The organism is Fusobacterium ulcerans (genome assembly GCF_003019675.1).
GTDB classification, from domain to species: Bacteria; Fusobacteriota; Fusobacteriia; order Fusobacteriales; family Fusobacteriaceae; genus Fusobacterium_A; species Fusobacterium_A ulcerans.
In genome coordinates this window covers 83,486-100,751 of the sequence record NZ_CP028105.1, presented here as the reverse complement: position 1 = coordinate 100,751, position 17,266 = coordinate 83,486, and the positions used below count along the sequence as shown (strand labels likewise).

The window sequence follows — 17,266 nt, the reverse complement described above, 5'->3', positions numbered from 1 at the left end:
GCTTAACTGTTTTAGGCTCTTTCGCCGTTTTTTAATTTGTTGTTGATAATATCTATAATATATGGAACTTTTGAAATGTCTTCTATTATAAAATGAGCTCCTGCTGAAAGCATTTTTTCAGCTGTTTTTTCCATCTTTTCTTTCAAGTCTTTTTCAGAAAGAGAGTTTACTTCTTCAAGGGATAATCCTAGTTCACTGCTTCCTTTTAATATTCCAACTGTCCACACTTTCGTATTTCTTCCCTCTTTAATGTCAGAGATTGTATCTCCGATTTTTATAACGCAGTCTGTGTCCTCTTCTCCAAGAGTAAGCATATTCTGATATATCATATATGGAGCAGGTCTTCCAGCTGGAACAGCATTAGGAGTAGTATAGTAATCTGGAGAATATCCCTGAGATTTTGCCCCAGCAGTGACAATGTCCATCATTTCCTGTGTGTATCCTGTTGTTGAACCTATTTTCAATCCTCTTTCCCTCAAAATATTTACAGTTTCTATGCAGTGTGGAACAGGTTCAGTATAGTCAGCGAGTATTTTAAAAAGCTTGTTTTCAAAATTTTTATAAAGCTCTTCTATGTCATTTTCATTCCACATTCTATTATATTTTTCATTCCATAGAGCAGTAACTCTGTCAAGTGACAGCATAGCTTTGATATGATCTATTTTCAGCATTCCCATAGGGCCTCTTGCTTCTTCCAGTGTTACATCTATATTTTTTTCTTTGAATATTTCAAGAAAGACCTGTACAGGAGCAAAGCACCCATAATCAACAGCAGTTCCAGCCCAGTCAAAAATTACAAGATTTATTTTTTTCATAATTAAACATTCTCCTCTTTCATTTTATTTTTTCTTTTTTGTAAAAATTTTAAAATTATCTGATATATTATTTTAATTATTATATTTGTAAGAAGTATTACTATGGACATTGCAGAAGCTTTTGCTATCTCCCCTGTATCATCCAGATTGATTACTGCTATGGAAAGGAGATTCAGACTTGATGTATAAAGGAATACAAGAGCTGAAATAGTTACCATAGAATTTACAAAGTAATAGAAGAATATCTCTAATATTGATTCGAGACACATTGGGAAGGTTACATTGGAAAATGTTTTGTACCAAGGTATTCCCATTGAGAGAGAAACTCTTTCAAATTCTTTGTCCAGTTTTTTCAAAGCTGTGTTGGCAGTTAAAAAAGATATTGAGTAAAAATGTATCACATTTGCCAGTACCATTATCCAGATAGTCTTATACAATGAATTAAAAGGGTTCATTATACTTATATTTAAAAAAGGTATTGTGAAATAGCTTTTATTAAAAAAGAATATATATGAAATACCTATTACCATTCCCGGAAGTGCTAGAGGAACAAGAGAAAGAAAATATATCACTTTATCCTTTATGGTTTTCTTTTCTTTTTTCTCAATAAGGTAAGCACTCATAAATGTCATAAAAGTTCCAAATATTCCAGAAAGAACTGCAAGAATAAAAGAGTTTTTAAAGAATATCTCAATACCGCCGTTATAGTCATAAAATTTAAAATTATTAAAACTGAAACTAAGATCATAGGGCCATAGCTTAGAAAAAGCTGAAACAAATATTGTGACAAAAATTGATATGATAAATAAACAAATCAATATAGTATAAATGTAGAAAAATATATCTCTTGCCTTATTTTCCTTTGCAGTATAGGGAATAGATTTTGCATTGAGGACTACCCCCTGTTTTTTCTGTATCTTCTGATCAATAAAGAATGCTGCTACAGAAGGAATCAGGAGAATGATACTGACAACAGCTCCCATAGACATATTGTTCTGCCCAACTACTTTAATATATACATCTGTAGCCAGAACACTGAAATTTCCTCCTACTACTTTCGGAGCACCAAAATCTGTAAATGAAAGTATGAATGCTATAATAAAAGAGGATATCATTCCATATTTCATATTTGGAAGAGTGATAGTAAAAAATTTTCTGAAATTACTTGTTCCCAGCATATCAGCAGCTTCATAAAGTCTGTAGTCAGTTGTAGAAAGAGCAATATTCAATACCAGAAATATCTGTGGAAAAATATATAAAACCTCAGCTATTATGATTCCAGTAGCACCATAGAGATTGATATCAAAAGCAAGCTGAGGAAGTTTATCAAAAAAACCAGTAGTTACAGCCCCTTTTCTCCCAAAGAGATACACAAGAGATATTCCATGCATCATTGTAGGAGCAAAGAGAGGCATGAGGGCTATATATTTGAATATATTTTTAAATCTGATTGTAGTTCTCTGTACACCATAGGCATAGATAAAAGCTAGTACCAGAGATATGACGCTTGAAGCTATTGAGATAGTAAATGTATTTTTTAATGAGATAAGAAGATTTTTATTTGAGAAATATTCTTTGAAGTTGCTGAGTCCAATAAATTCTCCAGAGTTGTTTTCAAAGGATTTCGTCAGTAAAAGCCCCAGAGGAAAAACTATGGCAACTATCAAAAAAATAAGGATAAACCAAGTGAGTATTTCTCTGATTACTTCATCTTTAGTTTTTTCCATTATGATACCTCATCTCTGAAATCGAGATAGAAGCTTTCATCAAATTCAAGAAAAAATTTATTTCCCTGTTTCAAAGTTTGTTCATTTATAAAATTACAAGGAACTTCAACTTTCAATATTCTATCTCTATTTTTGAAAAAAAGCCTGTAAGACGGGCCTAAGTATTCCCAGCTTTCTATTTCTCTCATTATAAATTTATTTTTATTACTCAATACATCAGACACTATTTTTACATGTTCTGGACGTATAGCCTTTCCATTTTCCAGAAAATTTATTTTACCTATGAAATCTGCTGTGAAAAATGAGTTGGGATTCTCATATATCTCTCTTGGACTTCCCCACTGCATTATTTCTCCATCTTTCATGACCATAATTTTATCTGACATAGATAACGCTTCCTCTTGATCATGAGTTACCATAATAGTAGTAAGTCCAAGCCTCTTTTGCAGGGACTTGATATCATTTCTTAATTTTTCTCTTACCTTTGCATCCAGTGCAGAAAGAGGCTCATCTAACAGAAGTATATCTGGTTCAAGGGCAACTGCTCTGGCAAGAGCCACTCTCTGCTGCTGTCCTCCGCTCATTTCATTGGGATATTTATTGCTGATAGAAAAAAGTCCTACCATCTCCAATACACTTTTAACTTTCTTTTCTATTAAATCTTTAGGCATTTTTTTATTTTTTAGTCCATAAGCTATATTTTCCCATGTTGTCATATTTGGGAAAAGGGCATATGACTGAAAAACTATAGAGAAGTTTCTTTTCGATGGATGAAGTGAAGAGATATCCTTTCCCTTTAGAAAAAGATTTCCAGAATTAAGTTCTTCCAGTCCAGATATAACTCTCAGCAAAGTAGTTTTTCCACAGCCGCTGGGGCCGAGAAAGGAGATAAACTCCCCTTTCTCAATAGATAAGCTTATATTTTTTAAAGCATGAAATTTTCCATAATATTTATTTACATTTTTTACTTCTAAATAACTCATATTTCCTCCAGAATCAGGATATTTCTATTTTTGTTCAGCTTTTGCACCAAATTTTTCACTCCATTTATCTAAAATAGTATTTTTGTTTTCTGCAAGCCATTTAAAATCATTTTTTACCAGATGGCTTACAGGGTCAGAAGGGTAGCCATTTGGAATAGGGTTGTTGATATCAATGCTTGTTATAGCATATTGAGTACCATAGAGCTTCATCATTTCTTCTGAGATAGCCCAGTCCAGAAATACTTTTGATTCCTCTTTTATATCTTTTTTGTTGATAAGGGCATTGGCTTCTGAATCCCATCCAGAACCCTCAGCTGGAAAGACTACTTCAATAGGATTTCCTTCATTCATAAGTTTTACGCTAGGATAATCATAAGATATTCCAATTGGATATTCTCCGCTGGCAGCCTGTTTAGCAGGCTTTGAACCAGAATGAGTATATACCCCCATATTTTCATGAAGTTTTTCCATATACTCCCATGCTTCTTTTTCTCCCATTACCTGCATAAATCCTGCTATGGCAAGAAATCCGGTACCTGATGAAGTAGGGTGGGGCATAGAAATTAGCCCTTTATATCCTGGATTCAGAAGATCTTCATAAGTTCTGGGAATAGGAAGCCCAAGTTTTTCAAGTTCAGTTTTATTTACTGCAAAAGTTGCCATCCAAGCATTATTTCCTACCCATACAGGTTCTTCAGCAGAGTCTTTAAATTTAGGATCAACTTTTTCAAGTCCTTTTGGAGCATAAGGTTTTAAAAGATTTTCTTTGTCTAGCATTAGAAGTCCAGTAGCAGCAGTTCCCCATACTACATCTGCTTGTGGATTATCCTTTTCAGCCAAGATTTTTGTGATAAGGACACCAGTTGAATCACGAGTTATATTTAATTTGATATCAGGATGATGTTTTTTAAAATTTTCAAGGAATACAGGTATTTGTTCATTTTCAAGAGCAGTGTAGACATTGATTTCTTTTGGTTTTTGAGAAGAACTGCTTTCTTTAGACTGACAGCTTGTCAATAAAAGTCCTGCAAAGAGAATAGTTAAAAATTTTTTCATTTTTTTCCTCCATATGTTTAATTTGTATTTTTATGTTTTTTCTAGTTTAAGACAGAGATGTTAATAAAGTTTTAATTTGAAGTAAAAAAAAAGTGAAAAGGGAATTAACACTGTATTTACACAAAACTATTGATTTTTTTATATATAAAGAATAGAATTAAAAGGTATATTAAAAAATTATACAGGAGGAAAGGAAATGTGGTTTATATTTGCATTGCTGTCAGCAGTATTTGCAGCACTTACATCTATTTTTGCAAAGATAGGGATAGAGGGAATAAATTCTAATCTGGCAACAGCTATAAGGACAGTTGTGGTATTGTTTATGGCATGGGGAATGGTATTTGTTACTGGGACTCAAAATCAGATAGGAAATATAGGGCAGAAAAGCTGGATATTTTTGGTATTGTCAGGAATGGCAACAGGATTTTCATGGCTGTTTTATTACAAGGCTCTACAGATAGGGGAAGCTTCAAAAGTTGTTCCAGTGGATAAATTCAGCGTGGTTATAACTATGATAATGGCTTTTGTGATATTGAAAGAGGCAGTTACATTAAAAACTGTTTTAGGTGGAGTGTTTATAACAATAGGAACATTTATTATGATATTGTAATAGAAAAAGAGGGTGACTAAGTAAAAAGTTAAAATTATACTTTTTTTAATGAGTCAACCTCTTTATTATTTTATAATATATCGTTTAATTTATAATCTGTAACTATACTTTCAGATTCATTAATAAATTCATCTAGGAATTTTATATGTGCATTGATGCTTTCTTTTCCAGGCCCTCCAAGAGTACAACGTTTTTCCACACAGTTTTTGATAGAAATCATTTCATAGATATCTTTGTCAAATAAAGGAGAAAATTCTTTGTAAGTTTCTATTGAAATTTCTTCGAAAGTAGTATTGTTGTCAATACAGTAAGCAACCATACCTCCAACTATTTTATAGGCATCTCTGAAGCTCATTCCCTTTTCAGTCAGATAATCAGCTACATCTGTTGCATTGATAAATCCTTGAGCAGCAGCTGCCAGAAGTCTCTCTTTTTTTACAGTCATAGTATGAATCATTCCATTGAATACAGCCAGACATCCTTTTACTGTATCAAGGCTGTCAAAGAAGTTTTCCTTATCTTCCTGCATATCTTTGTTATATGCAAGAGGGATTCCTTTCATAGTTGTAAGTAGAGCCATTAAATCTCCAAAAACTCTTCCGCTTTTTCCTCTTATAAGTTCAGCAGCATCAGGATTTTTCTTTTGAGGCATTATACTGCTTCCAGTAGAGAAAGAATCACTTAATTCTATATATCCAAAGTCATTGGAACTATAGATTATTATTTCTTCACAGAAACGAGAAAGATGCACCATAATAAGTGCAAAAGCATTCATTATTTCAATAAGATAATCTCTGTCGCTTACACTGTCCATACTGTTCCAAGTAGGAGAAGAGAACCCAAGTATAGAACTTGTGAAATTTCTGTCCAAAGGATAAGTAGTTCCAGCCAGAGCAGCAGATCCAAGTGGTGATGTATCAGCTAAAGCAGCAGCATTTTTAAGTCTGATAAAATCTCTTCTGAACATTTCAGCATAAGCTAAAATATAGTGAGAAAAAGAAACTGGCTGAGCTTTTTGCAGATGAGTGAATCCGGGCATATATGTAGATATATTTTCTTTAGCAATTTCATTTATTATTTCAAGCAGATCAAGAAGCTGTGCCTGTACTTTTACTATTTCATCTTTTGTAAATAATTTCATATCTAAAGCAACTTGGTCGTTTCTGCTTCTTCCAGTATGAAGCTTTTTTCCTATATCTCCAATTCTATCTATAAGGATTTTTTCAATATTCATATGAATATCTTCATATTCTATTGAGAAAATAATTTTTCCCTCTTCAATGTCATTTAATATTTCTCTAAGTGTTTTTTCTATAAGTTCACAGTCTGAAACAGGTATTATTCCTTGTTTACCAAGCCCTCTCACATGAGCAATGCTTCCCATAATATCATATTTGTAAAGTCTCTTATCAAAGTTTATTGATGAATGAAAGTCAAGAATAAGATGACTTGCCTTTTCTTTAAATCTTCCTGAAAAAAATTGCATTATAACATCTCCTTAAAAATTATTTATTTCAAAATTATTTATTTCCCTGTTTTATTTTTATAACTGTTAAAATTGTAAGCTGTAAAACAATAGCAGCTGCAAGAACAAGATAACTCTGGAAGAATCCACCTATAAGGAAAGTTCCCATAGAGATTACTCCATTGATAGATGCATAGTAGAATTGAGTTTTTACGTGTTCAATATGACTGCATCCAGAACCAGCAGAAGCCAGTATAGTAGTATCTGATATTGGTGAAACGTGATCTCCGAATAATCCTCCAGAAAGTATAGAACCAATAGTAACATACAAAGGAGCGTTAAGAGCTACTGCCATAGGAATAACTATTGGAATCATTATACTGTATGTTCCCCAAGAACTTCCAGTAGAAAATGATATTATACATCCAAGTAAGAAAGCGATCATTGGGATAAATCCAGAATTAAGATTTATACTTTTTATAAAGTGGACTATGTAGTCAGCAGAACCAAGATTTTTATTAATAGTTCCTAAAGACCATGCAAGTATAAGGATTATAGATATTTGAGTCATTTTATTTATACCATTTAGGTATATTGAAAATATCTCATTAAAAGTTTTGCTCTTATTTATCAACATCATGACAGAAAGAACAATAGCTGCATATAAATATCCACTGCTCAATGCTGCTCTGAATTCACTTCCAGAAAATCTTCTGAACATGAAATCAAATCCAAGCATAGAGAATAATGTGATTAAAAGAACCAAAATTGGAAGCCATACATAGATAGGCTTGGCATTTTCTACAATATACTCTTTTTTCTCTAAAACTTCAAGTTCTGTATCGTTGAATATATCATCTTCAACTTTTTTCATAGGTCCAAAATCCAGCTTCATAATTGCTAAAGTAGGAACAATAGTAAGGGCAAGAAGTGGATACGTATTAAATGGTATTGCTTTTACAAAACTTTCATAGTCAGAAAGATTTAGATTTAAATTTTCAAATTCTTTTTGAAGAAGTCCAATGATGAAAACTCCCCATCCAATAAATGGAACTAATACTGCTACTGGTGATGAAGTAGTATCAAGAATAAAAGCAAGCTTTTCTTTAGATATTTTTAATTTTTTGAAAAATGGAGCAAAGATTGGTCCAACAATCAATGGAGTACCTAAGTCAGAGAAAAAAATAACTATTCCTGCAAGGTAGGCTGAAAGCTGGGCCTTAGTTTTAGAGTTGATATATTTACCAACACTTTGAGCAAAGGCATAAGCTCCTCCTGATCTCATCATCAGTTCTATAAATCCACCTATGAATACCATCAAGACAATAACACCAGCATTATAGCTGTCAGTAAGCTGTTTTACAAAATAATCTGTCATCAATGTTTTTGTAGTAAGAAGAGGATTATAATTCAGCAGTATAAGAGCCCCTAGAAATACACTTGTGAAAAGTGACAAAATTACATTTTTAGTTTTTATTGCCATAGCAACTGCTATTATGATAGGCAATATAGACAAAAACCCATAGTTTTCCATAAAAAATTCCCCCTTAAAATTAATTTTTAATATAAAAAGCCAGCCATATAAATGACCAGCTTGATTTTAAATAAAAAAGCCAATAGACGTACTATTGGCTAAACAAAAACTTTTTTATGCTTATAAAGATATAAATGCCATCTTTAATCTTTTCCAAAAGAAATATAATCAATCAGCCATTGAAAGTGGAATATTAGTTTTATAATTTAGATATACCTTGCCTTTCACGCCTCAATAACATTTTATTTCCCCCAGTTTTATTTTTTATCTAAGTTATACTACTAAAAAAAAACTCATATGTCAATAAAAAATTTATTTTAGAATGTTGTATATTGCATCTATATCTAAATTATTTCTAAGTAAATCAGCTAATTTATTATATTCATTTTCTTTGAATTCAGAAAAATTAAAAAGTTCTTCAACTGGTTTCAACCCTTTTTTCTTTCTGATGTTATTTAAAAATATTCTGGTGAATTTGCTGTTGTCAAAGATTCCATGGATGTATGTTCCAAAGGCATTATCTTTTGCAAGGACAGTGTAGTCGTTTTCCAAAGTAAGATTTTTTTCACTTCCATGTGTAATTCCCTGATGAATTTCATAACCTTTTATATGAAGCCCTTCACAATCAGCTAGTAGGTCACACTTAGAATCAGAAAGAGTTTTTTCTACCTGTTTTGTATATTTCATTTTTTCCATTGTAGTAACAGTATCCATTATTCCAAAACCTTCAGTTTTCTCGATGTCGCTTTCAATATGGTGAGGATCAAATATCTCTTTTCCCATCATTTGAAATCCACCGCATATACCTATTACAGTAGTTCCAGCAGAATATAGTTTTTTTATTTTATCAAAAATACCATTAGCTTTCAGCAGTTCAAGATCAGAAAGAGTATTTTTACTTCCTGGAAGAATAATTATATCCTCGTCTCCCAGCTGTTCAGGACTATATACATAATTCAGAGCTACATCAGGATATTGACTTAAAGCATCAAAGTCAGTGTAGTTAGACATTTTATTAGTTCTTATTACACTGATGTTTATATCTCTTTTTTCATTTGTGTTAGTAGTTAATTTTTTAGCCAGAACATCCTCTTCTTCAATATCCAGCTTTTCATATGGAACTACACCTAATACTTTTATATCTAACCCTTCATCTTTTAATTTCTTCTCAAACATCTCTATACCAGGTTTTAAAAGTTCCAGATCACCTCTAAATTTATTTATTATAACCCCTTTTATTCTCTTTCTGTCATTTTCATCAAGAAGAGCTATGTTTCCATAAAGAGAAGCAAAAACTCCTCCAGTCTCAATATTTCCTACTAGAACAACAGGAGCATCTACAAGTTCAGCCATTCCCATATTTACCAGATCCCATTCTCTAAGATTGATTTCAGCAGGACTTCCTCCTCCTTCTAACACTCCAATATCAAAATTATTTTCTATTATGTCATAATTTCTTTTTGCTATAACTTTCAATTCTTTAGAATTTGAAAAATAGTCTATAGCATTCATATTTGTATTTGGGATTCCTTCAATAATAATTTGAGAATTATTATCTGAGTTTGGTTTTAAGAGTATTGGATTCATAAAAACTCTAGGAAGTTCCATAGCAGCTTCAGCTTGTACTACCTGAGCTCTTCCCATTTCTAATCCGTCTATATCTACAAATGAGTTGAGAGCCATATTTTGAGATTTAAAAGGAGAAACTCTGTATCCGTCTTGGGCAAATATTCTGCATAATCCAGCAGTTATAATGCTCTTTCCAACAGAAGAACCAGTTCCTTGTATCATAATTTTTTTATGCATAATACACCTCTATTATTATTTTCTTTCAATTAGATGGTATCATAGTTTTGTGTATAATTTCAACAGCTAAAAAATATATAGATTCGAAATAAAACTTTTATTATTTGAATGTATATCTAAAATTATTGACAAAAATGTCTAAAAATTATATCATAAAGTTGATAAACAAACAGAAAAGTGAAAGTAAGGTGCTTGTTTAAGCTTAATAGAGGAAGATGGGTGCGAACCCCACACAGCGAAAGCTACTGTATAGAGGACGAAATCATGTATGCCACTGGGAAACTGGGAAGGTGTGAAAGTAGAAAGATTCTGAGTCAGGAGACTTACCAATAGATAAAAGTATATTTTAATATATTTATCCAGTAAGGTAGGCAGACTATTTTATTGGATTTTTTATTTGGAGGTTTTTGATGAGGAAAATTCTTAATATAACAGATTTTTATACTAATGAAGAAAATGAAAAAATGATGAAATATTATTGTGATAAGTATAATTTTAATGGCTTTGAGCTTATAAAATTCGACCTAGAAAAGGACAATGCTCCATTGAAAAAATTGATAAGAGGTTATCATATGAGATTTTTTCCAATGTGGCTGGATCTATATCAGGGAAAATATGAGATGCTCAAAGAAAAATTTAAAGAGAATCAGGAAATATTTTACTGGTGTGGTGGAACTACCAGAGAGGAATTAATTGAATACTATAAAAAAGAACTAGAAACAGCAGAAAAACTTGAAGCAGAATATGTTGTATTTCATGCTTGCTATGTAGATGATGAAGGAAGTTTAATATATGAATTTCAATATTCAGATAAAGAGGTTCTTCAAAATGTTGTTGAGTTAGTGAATGAAGTTTTTGGAGAGAAAAAATATAAGTTTAAACTTCTATTAGAAAATTTATGGTGGCCAGGACTTAGATTGACTTCAAAAGAAGAGATAGAATTTCTGGTTGAAAATATAAACTATAAAAATATTGGCTTCATGCTTGATACAGGGCATATGCTGAATAATGAACCTAAGCTTAGAACAGTTGATGAAGGAATAGAGTATATTGAGAAAAATATTGCTGAAATGGGAGAATTGAAAAAGTATATAAAGGGAGTTCATCTGAACTTTTCTCTTTCAGGAAAATATCTTACAGAAGCAGTAGAAAAGCATAAAAATTCAGAAGCTGAGAGAGAGAAAACTTTGAAAAATATATACAGTCATGTAAGCCAGATAGATCAACATCTTCCTTTTGAAGATGAAAGAATAATAGGAATATTAGAAAGCTTACCATTGGATTGGGTGGTATATGAATTTATATATTATGGCACTGATGATTTGGAAAAAAAGGTAAAACGTCAGGATAGGATATTAAAGAAATTAAATTTTAAATAAACTTTGGGAGGAGAAATGAAAAAAGCTTTAATGGTAGCAGCAATACTAACAGTGAGCACAACAATAATGGCAGAGGAAAATATCGCCAGTCGAAGATTAACTGAATCAGTTATTTCTACAGAGAATTTTGAAACAAGTGTGTTGGATACTGCTAAAAATGTAACTATTGTAACTCAGGAGGATATTCAAAATAAGGGAGCCAGCACAGTGGAAGAAGCTCTTAGAGGAGTTCCGGGGTTAGATATAAGATTAATGGATGGTTCTGATCCAGTATTTGATATGAGAGGTTCAGGAGCTACAGCAGGAAGCAATACTCTTGTACTTTTAGATGGAGTTCCTTTGAATAATATAGAAGGAAGATATTTTACAAGTCAGATTCCTGTTGACCAAATAGACAAAATAGAGATAATTCCTTCAGGGGGAGCTGTAATGTATGGAGATGGAGCTACTGGAGGAGTGATAAATATTATTACAAAACTTCCTCAAGATAAGAAAAATTATGGTAGTGTGAATATGGAAGCAGGGTCGTGGAATACAAGAAAAGGAACTGTAAATTATGGAACTAAAATAGGGAATAAATTTCTATTGGATACTTCATATACATATACTGAAGGGGATGGATATAGAACTCCACATCCTGACTATAAAGATGGAGATACCAAAAAATCACTTTGGTTAAGAGGTAGATATCTGCTTGATGATGGTTATTTGGAAATGAGATATAATTATAACAAAGTAGAGGATAGCTACAGTGATTATTTAACAAAAGAAAAATTTGATGACAGTATAAAACAACATGGAGCATCAGGAGGAAAATATAAAAATATATCAAATGAATATACTTTGACATATAATAAAAAATTATCTGATAAATTATCTTTTCTGATTTATGGAGGATATACAGAGAATGATTATAGATATAAAGCAACATATTATCCAAGTGCATACAATGAAAATAAAAGAAATATAATAACTCAATATTATATAAAACCACAATTAAAATATACTTATGGAGAAGATAGTTATGTGATTTTTGGTGGAGATTACAAAAATGGAAAAGTAGAAGATAAAACTTCTGGAAATCCTGATAAAGAAAAAGAATCATATGGAGGATATATTTTAAATAAAACAACAGTTGGGCAATTCCAATTTACTCAGGGATACAGAAAAGAGAGAAGTGAATTTGATTATTTTGTTACAAAATATGGACCAGGACCTTCATTTACTCCAAGCATAAATAACTTTAAAAAGAAATTTTCAAGTGATGCATATGAGTTAGCAGTAAATTATTTGTATTCAGATACAGGAAGTATATATTTAAGTTTTACACAAGGATTTAGAACTCCAAGTACAGATGATTTAGGAGCATGGTATGGAGACATTGATGTGCAAGAAACAAGATCATATGAATTTGGAATAAAGGATATGTACAAAAATACATATATTTCCTCTTCTATATTCTTGATTGATACAGATAATGAAATTTACTATAACAAATATGAAAATTTTGGAGATGGGGCTAATAGAAATTTTGATGGAAAAGTAAGAAGAATAGGAGGACAAATTTCTCTACAGCATTATTTTGATAAATTAACTTTGAGAGAAAATATTTCATATATTCAGCCTAAAGTTACAAGTGGGGAATATGATGGAAAAGAATTTGCAGGAGTGCCAAGATGGCAGGGAAATATAGGAATGTCATATAATATTTTATCAAATATGATTTTTAATATAGATGGATACTATTTTGGAAAAGCATATAATAGTGATGATTTTTCTAATAAATTAGGAAAGAATGATGACTATATTACTGTTGATACAAATATTAGATATAATTTTAATAACGGATTTGAAATATATGGTGGAATAAGAAATTTATTTGATAAAGAATATGCAAATGCAATTTTATCAAGTAGGACTGGGGATAAAGTATATTATCCAGCAGATGGAAGAAGTTATTATGCAGGATTCAAATATAGTTTTTAGAATGATATAATAGATAGACAGAGATTTCTCTGTCTATTTTAAAATAAGAGGATAAGTGATAGTAATGATAAAAAAAATTTCAATAATAATTTTCTTCCTTTTTTCTGTTGTATCTTTTTCTAAAGAATATAATAGAATAGCTTCTGGAAGTCCAGCAATAACTGAAATACTTTATGAGTTAGGGCTGAAAGATAAAATAATAGCTATGGATAAAAATTCTGATGTTAAAGAATTGGATGAAATGAAAATACCTAAAATCAGTTTTTATCAAATGAATACTGAAAGTATTTTTTCTTTGAAAGCAGACTTAATAATTTTATCAACTTTTAATAAAGCAGATAGAGAAGATTTTATTCAGTTTATGAAGGAGAAAGGAACTGATGTAATTTATATTTCAGATATAAAAACTGTAGAAGATATCTACAAATGTATCATGGAAATAGGAGAAAAAACAGAGAGAAAACTTGAAGCAGAAAAAGTAATTTCTAAAATGGAAAAGGAGATAAATGAAGTAAGAGAAATAAGCAAAAATATAAAAAATAAGAAAAAAGTATATTTTGAAATTTCACCATTTCCCTCTATGTATACATTTGGTAAAAATGTATTTATGAATGAGATGTTGGAGATTGCAGGGGTAGAAAATATATTTAATGATAAAAGCGGATGGTTTATACCAAGTCTGGAAGTTATAGCAGCAAGGAATCCAGATATAATATTTACCAGCACTTATCAAGTGGATGATCCAGTAAAAGAAATTATAGACAGAGGAAATTGGAATATAATAAAAGCTGTAAGAGAAGGAAAAATTTATCCAATAAGTAAAGAAGCAGTGAGGCCATCAATTAAAATAATTGAAGTAATAAAAAAAATAGCTGAAATCAGTTACCCAGAATATTATAAAGAAATAGAAAAAATAGCTGTAGATTAAAAATAGGAGCAAAGAAATTGTTGGTTTATGATATAATAAAAAAATAATGTTTATGGAAGGAAGATTCTATGAAAAAAATTGCAGTGATTTTTATTTTAATTATGTTTTCTTTAAATATTTATGCTTCTACTAAAGGAATAACATTAAATGGATATCTTTTTGCAAGAACCAAAGAACAAATGGTTAAGCTTGTGGAATATGTAAAAAATAACAATAAAAAAGAATTTATTACATATATTAAAGAATTGCAGACAACAGGTGAAGGTGGAGCATTAGACGATGGCTTAGAAGTTGAAATTGTAGACAGCAGCCAAGGACTAGTTCAAATAAGGTTAGTTGGAAGAACAGAAACAGTTTGGACTGTAACAGAAGCAATAAGAAGAGAATAATTAAAAAATTATTTTATATAAAATATCTGTAAATTAGAAATAGGATCTAAGACATTGGGAGTCTCAGATCCTATTTCTAAATTTGGTTAAATTTAAAATACAGTAACACTTCAAGGAAAGGGTCATCTTTATAGTATCATTACTTTAATATTTTGTCAACAAATATTTTGGTAATCAAAAATAATTTTTTGTGAAGCTTTTTCTGTTGTGTTTAAAATATCCTTTAAAATAAAATTTTAATATTTTCTTTAATAGAATTGGAATATGAAATAATTGTTATAAAACCTATGGATTATTTGAATGTGATTTTATTTTTAAAAATTGATATATAAAAGAGGTTATAATGGTATTTGTAGTACCAATGACAAGTGTTAATAATATATTTCTGGATAGATCAGAAATACTAAAAAATTCTAAAAATGTTCTTGTAAATACCACAGAAAAAGGTGTTGTAAGAGAAAAATTGAAATAAAAACTAATAAGAGTATATATCAAAAAATATTTAAACTTAAAGTTTTTATCTTTTAACCAATAAATAAAAATTATAAAATAAAAAGCAAAGTAAATATATTTTTTTAAATTATATAAATGTATATTAATAAAAATTTGTAGTATTGCAGTAAGAAAAGTAAATATAATGCCAAGAATAAAAAGAAATTTATCAATTTTTTTATCCATAATAGACCTCCTGATTAATGATAAATTTTATCATAATTTTAAGTTGGATACAAGGAAAAATGATGTGCTTTAAAGAGAAATAGAGAATATAAGCAATGAAAAACAAAATGAAAATATTGTTTGGAACGAATTTTATTTCTAATTTTATAAAGTATTTTATATGTTTTTAGGTAGACAATATAATTCTATTTCTGTTAAACTATAGATACAATCGAGAATTACTAGGAAGAAAGAAGAGGTGTTATTTTTGGAAGGAAGATGTAAGAGATGCAATAAAAAACTTTATTGGTTTAAAGAAGTAAATATGTACAGAGGGGAAGAGTATTGCAATAAATGTTATGATATATTGTCAAAAGATAGTAAAAGAGGAATAGAAATAAATGGAAAAGAAGTAGTTAAAGAAGAAAAAAAAATAAAATCTGTTCCAGATAAAAAAATAGGTGAAGATGTAAATCTGAATGACAAAGGTGGTATTGGGTGGTTGATAATTGGGCTTTTAAGTTCAGGAATAGGGATTATACTATTCATTATTTTTTATAAAAAATATCCCAAAAGAGCGAAATCTTTACTTTTAGGAGTGGGATTAAGTATAGCAATCCCTATTATATTATTTGGTATAATGGTGATTATGGAATTGATTTCAGGAGAATTGACTTAATATAATATTAATAAAGAAATGTTTCTAAAATGTCTAGTTAAAAATATGATATTTTGAGAAGCATTTTTTATTTTTGTAGTGATTATAAAATGTCTTATGGTTTGGCTTAAGTCTGGCTCAAACTTCTCTTTTTTAATTTAGCAATTTTCTCTATAATACAACAAAAGCTCCCTTGAGAGTGAGAGCTTTTGTTCGTAGAAATTAAAATGTAATTTAAGGAAATGTCCTATGACAATATTATTATAACACATATAATTATTCTGTCAACAAATATTTTGTAAAACAAATTAAAAAATAAATTTATAGTTGTCATAAAATAAATAAAAAGGTATAATTTAATATAGTGTTTTGGGAAAGAGGTGCATAAATTATGAATAAAGAGTCATCTATAGGGATTTTTGATTCAGGAATAGGTGGATTGACTATTTTAAAAAAGATAAGAGAATTACTTCCAAGAGAAAATATAATTTATTATGGAGACTGGAAAAATAATCCATATAGCGAGAAGAGCAAAGAAGATATACAAAATCTTAGTGCGAAAATAATGGATTTTCTTATCAGAAATAACTGCAAGGCTGTAGTTATTGGGTGCAGCATATTTTCAGCAGCTTCTTTAGATTTTTTGAAAGCTCAATACAAGATCCCAATAATAGGAATGATAGAGGGTGGAGTGAAGTCTGCTATTCTTGAAAGCAAACAGAAAAAGATAGCTGTTATGGGTTCAGCTTTTACAATAAAATCTAATGTATATGAAAAGAGCATAAAAGAAATAAATCCAGAGATAACAGTATATCAAATTTCATGTAAAGCATTATGTACAATGTTGGAAAAGGGCTGGGAAAATTATTCTGATAGAATAGAAGTACTTGAAAGTTATTTATGCCAGATACCAGATACAGCAGATACATTGATTTTAGGAGGAACACATTATCCTTTTATTTTAAATGATATAAAAAAATTCTTCAATAAAAAGATAGTTGATTCATCTGTTGAGAGTGCAATAGAATTATTTAGAATTTTAGGTCAGGAAGATTTGCTAAGAGAGGGATATAAAAAAGGAAGGATAGAATTTTACATTAATGGAGATAAAGAAATTTTCAAAGATGTAGCTGAAAAATTATTTGAAAAAGAAGAGATAACAAATATGTTTTCATTATATTGATAAAAAATAAAGAATAAAGATAGAGAAATAAAGAATAATATATTTTTCTATCTTTATTTTTTTATTGAAAAATATATATAAAATATATTG

At 30.0% G+C, this 17,266-nt stretch carries 15 protein-coding genes and 1 riboswitch; of the genes, 8 read left to right on the top strand and 7 right to left on the bottom strand.

Annotation, left to right across the window (positions count from 1 at the left end):
* Positions 1-11: 11 nt before the first annotated feature.
* From phnX to C4N20_RS00535, 4 genes are read right to left on the bottom strand one after another with little or no spacing between them, the layout of a single operon-like run.
* Entirely contained in the window at positions 12-815 is an 804-nt protein-coding gene (phnX, locus tag C4N20_RS00550; RefSeq protein WP_005981985.1) for a phosphonoacetaldehyde hydrolase, read from the bottom strand.
* Between the two features lie 2 nt (positions 816-817).
* Positions 818-2,542, bottom strand: a complete 1,725-nt coding sequence (locus C4N20_RS00545) for a putative 2-aminoethylphosphonate ABC transporter permease subunit (protein WP_005981987.1) — start codon at positions 2,540-2,542, stop codon at positions 818-820.
* Positions 2,542-3,525, bottom strand: coding sequence for an ABC transporter ATP-binding protein (locus tag C4N20_RS00540; RefSeq protein ID WP_008695739.1), 984 nt, complete (start codon positions 3,523-3,525; stop codon positions 2,542-2,544). Before C4N20_RS00540 ends, C4N20_RS00545 begins: the two co-directional genes overlap by 1 nt.
* A 24-nt stretch (positions 3,526-3,549) precedes the next feature.
* Positions 3,550-4,581 (bottom strand): putative 2-aminoethylphosphonate ABC transporter substrate-binding protein, encoded by a 1,032-nt coding sequence (locus C4N20_RS00535; RefSeq protein WP_005981998.1) that lies wholly within the window; start codon positions 4,579-4,581, stop codon positions 3,550-3,552.
* A gap of 196 nt (positions 4,582-4,777) precedes the next feature.
* Between C4N20_RS00535 and C4N20_RS00530 the strand changes: the two genes are divergently transcribed.
* Positions 4,778-5,191 carry an EamA family transporter gene (locus C4N20_RS00530; RefSeq protein WP_005982000.1) on the top strand — a complete coding sequence of 138 codons (414 nt, stop codon included), beginning with the start codon at positions 4,778-4,780 and terminating at the stop codon, positions 5,189-5,191.
* 70 nt (positions 5,192-5,261) lie between these two features.
* Here C4N20_RS00530 and argH read toward each other — a convergent pair whose 3' ends face one another.
* The 3 genes from argH to C4N20_RS00515 all read right to left on the bottom strand — a co-directional run bounded on the left by argH (position 5,262) and on the right by C4N20_RS00515 (position 9,996).
* On the bottom strand, positions 5,262-6,677 hold the full coding sequence (gene argH / locus C4N20_RS00525) for an argininosuccinate lyase (RefSeq protein WP_005982002.1): 1,416 nt from the start codon (positions 6,675-6,677) through the stop codon (positions 5,262-5,264).
* A gap of 34 nt (positions 6,678-6,711) precedes the next feature.
* Positions 6,712-8,190 carry a Na+/H+ antiporter NhaC family protein gene (locus C4N20_RS00520; RefSeq protein ID WP_005982004.1) on the bottom strand — a complete coding sequence of 493 codons (1,479 nt, stop codon included), beginning with the start codon at positions 8,188-8,190 and terminating at the stop codon, positions 6,712-6,714.
* A 312-nt stretch (positions 8,191-8,502) separates the two neighbouring features.
* On the bottom strand, positions 8,503-9,996 hold the full coding sequence (locus C4N20_RS00515) for a cobyric acid synthase (RefSeq protein ID WP_005982006.1): 1,494 nt from the start codon (positions 9,994-9,996) through the stop codon (positions 8,503-8,505).
* Positions 9,997-10,165: 169 nt separating this feature from the next.
* A riboswitch (cobalamin riboswitch) is annotated at positions 10,166-10,341 on the top strand.
* Positions 10,342-10,406: 65 nt separating this feature from the next.
* Here C4N20_RS00515 and C4N20_RS00510 point away from each other — a divergent pair.
* From C4N20_RS00510 to murI, 7 genes are all read left to right on the top strand, one after another.
* Complete coding sequence (locus C4N20_RS00510; protein WP_005982008.1) at positions 10,407-11,375, top strand: TIM barrel protein; 969 nt, start codon at positions 10,407-10,409, stop codon at positions 11,373-11,375.
* A 15-nt stretch (positions 11,376-11,390) separates the two neighbouring features.
* Positions 11,391-13,361 carry a TonB-dependent receptor family protein gene (locus tag C4N20_RS00505; protein WP_005982010.1) on the top strand — a complete coding sequence of 657 codons (1,971 nt, stop codon included), beginning with the start codon at positions 11,391-11,393 and terminating at the stop codon, positions 13,359-13,361.
* 64 nt (positions 13,362-13,425) lie between these two features.
* The gene (locus C4N20_RS00500; RefSeq protein ID WP_005982012.1) at positions 13,426-14,289 is read left to right on the top strand and encodes an ABC transporter substrate-binding protein; all 864 of its coding nucleotides are present in this window, start codon (positions 13,426-13,428) and stop codon (positions 14,287-14,289) included.
* Between the two features lie 68 nt (positions 14,290-14,357).
* The gene (locus C4N20_RS00495; protein WP_005982015.1) at positions 14,358-14,678 is read left to right on the top strand and encodes a hypothetical protein; all 321 of its coding nucleotides are present in this window, start codon (positions 14,358-14,360) and stop codon (positions 14,676-14,678) included.
* 343 nt (positions 14,679-15,021) lie between these two features.
* Complete coding sequence (locus C4N20_RS16770; RefSeq protein ID WP_261797876.1) at positions 15,022-15,150, top strand: hypothetical protein; 129 nt, start codon at positions 15,022-15,024, stop codon at positions 15,148-15,150.
* Positions 15,151-15,603: 453 nt separating this feature from the next.
* The gene (locus tag C4N20_RS00485; RefSeq protein ID WP_106878533.1) at positions 15,604-16,014 is read left to right on the top strand and encodes a hypothetical protein; all 411 of its coding nucleotides are present in this window, start codon (positions 15,604-15,606) and stop codon (positions 16,012-16,014) included.
* A gap of 370 nt (positions 16,015-16,384) precedes the next feature.
* Complete coding sequence (murI, locus tag C4N20_RS00480; protein ID WP_005982023.1) at positions 16,385-17,176, top strand: glutamate racemase; 792 nt, start codon at positions 16,385-16,387, stop codon at positions 17,174-17,176.
* Positions 17,177-17,266: the final 90 nt, after the last annotated feature.

Coding starts and splice junctions, on each gene's coding strand:
- phnX (WP_005981985.1), bottom strand. CDS start 815: ATGAAAAAAATAAATCTTGTAATTTTTGACTGGGCTGGAACTGCTGTT.
- C4N20_RS00545 (WP_005981987.1), bottom strand. CDS start 2,542: ATGGAAAAAACTAAAGATGAAGTAATCAGAGAAATACTCACTTGGTTT.
- C4N20_RS00540 (WP_008695739.1), bottom strand. CDS start 3,525: ATGAGTTATTTAGAAGTAAAAAATGTAAATAAATATTATGGAAAATTT.
- C4N20_RS00535 (WP_005981998.1), bottom strand. CDS start 4,581: ATGAAAAAATTTTTAACTATTCTCTTTGCAGGACTTTTATTGACAAGC.
- C4N20_RS00530 (WP_005982000.1), top strand. CDS start 4,778: ATGTGGTTTATATTTGCATTGCTGTCAGCAGTATTTGCAGCACTTACA.
- argH (WP_005982002.1), bottom strand. CDS start 6,677: ATGCAATTTTTTTCAGGAAGATTTAAAGAAAAGGCAAGTCATCTTATT.
- C4N20_RS00520 (WP_005982004.1), bottom strand. CDS start 8,190: ATGGAAAACTATGGGTTTTTGTCTATATTGCCTATCATAATAGCAGTT.
- C4N20_RS00515 (WP_005982006.1), bottom strand. CDS start 9,996: ATGCATAAAAAAATTATGATACAAGGAACTGGTTCTTCTGTTGGAAAG.
- C4N20_RS00510 (WP_005982008.1), top strand. CDS start 10,407: ATGAGGAAAATTCTTAATATAACAGATTTTTATACTAATGAAGAAAAT.
- C4N20_RS00505 (WP_005982010.1), top strand. CDS start 11,391: ATGAAAAAAGCTTTAATGGTAGCAGCAATACTAACAGTGAGCACAACA.
- C4N20_RS00500 (WP_005982012.1), top strand. CDS start 13,426: ATGATAAAAAAAATTTCAATAATAATTTTCTTCCTTTTTTCTGTTGTA.
- C4N20_RS00495 (WP_005982015.1), top strand. CDS start 14,358: ATGAAAAAAATTGCAGTGATTTTTATTTTAATTATGTTTTCTTTAAAT.
- C4N20_RS16770 (WP_261797876.1), top strand. CDS start 15,022: ATGGTATTTGTAGTACCAATGACAAGTGTTAATAATATATTTCTGGAT.
- murI (WP_005982023.1), top strand. CDS start 16,385: ATGAATAAAGAGTCATCTATAGGGATTTTTGATTCAGGAATAGGTGGA.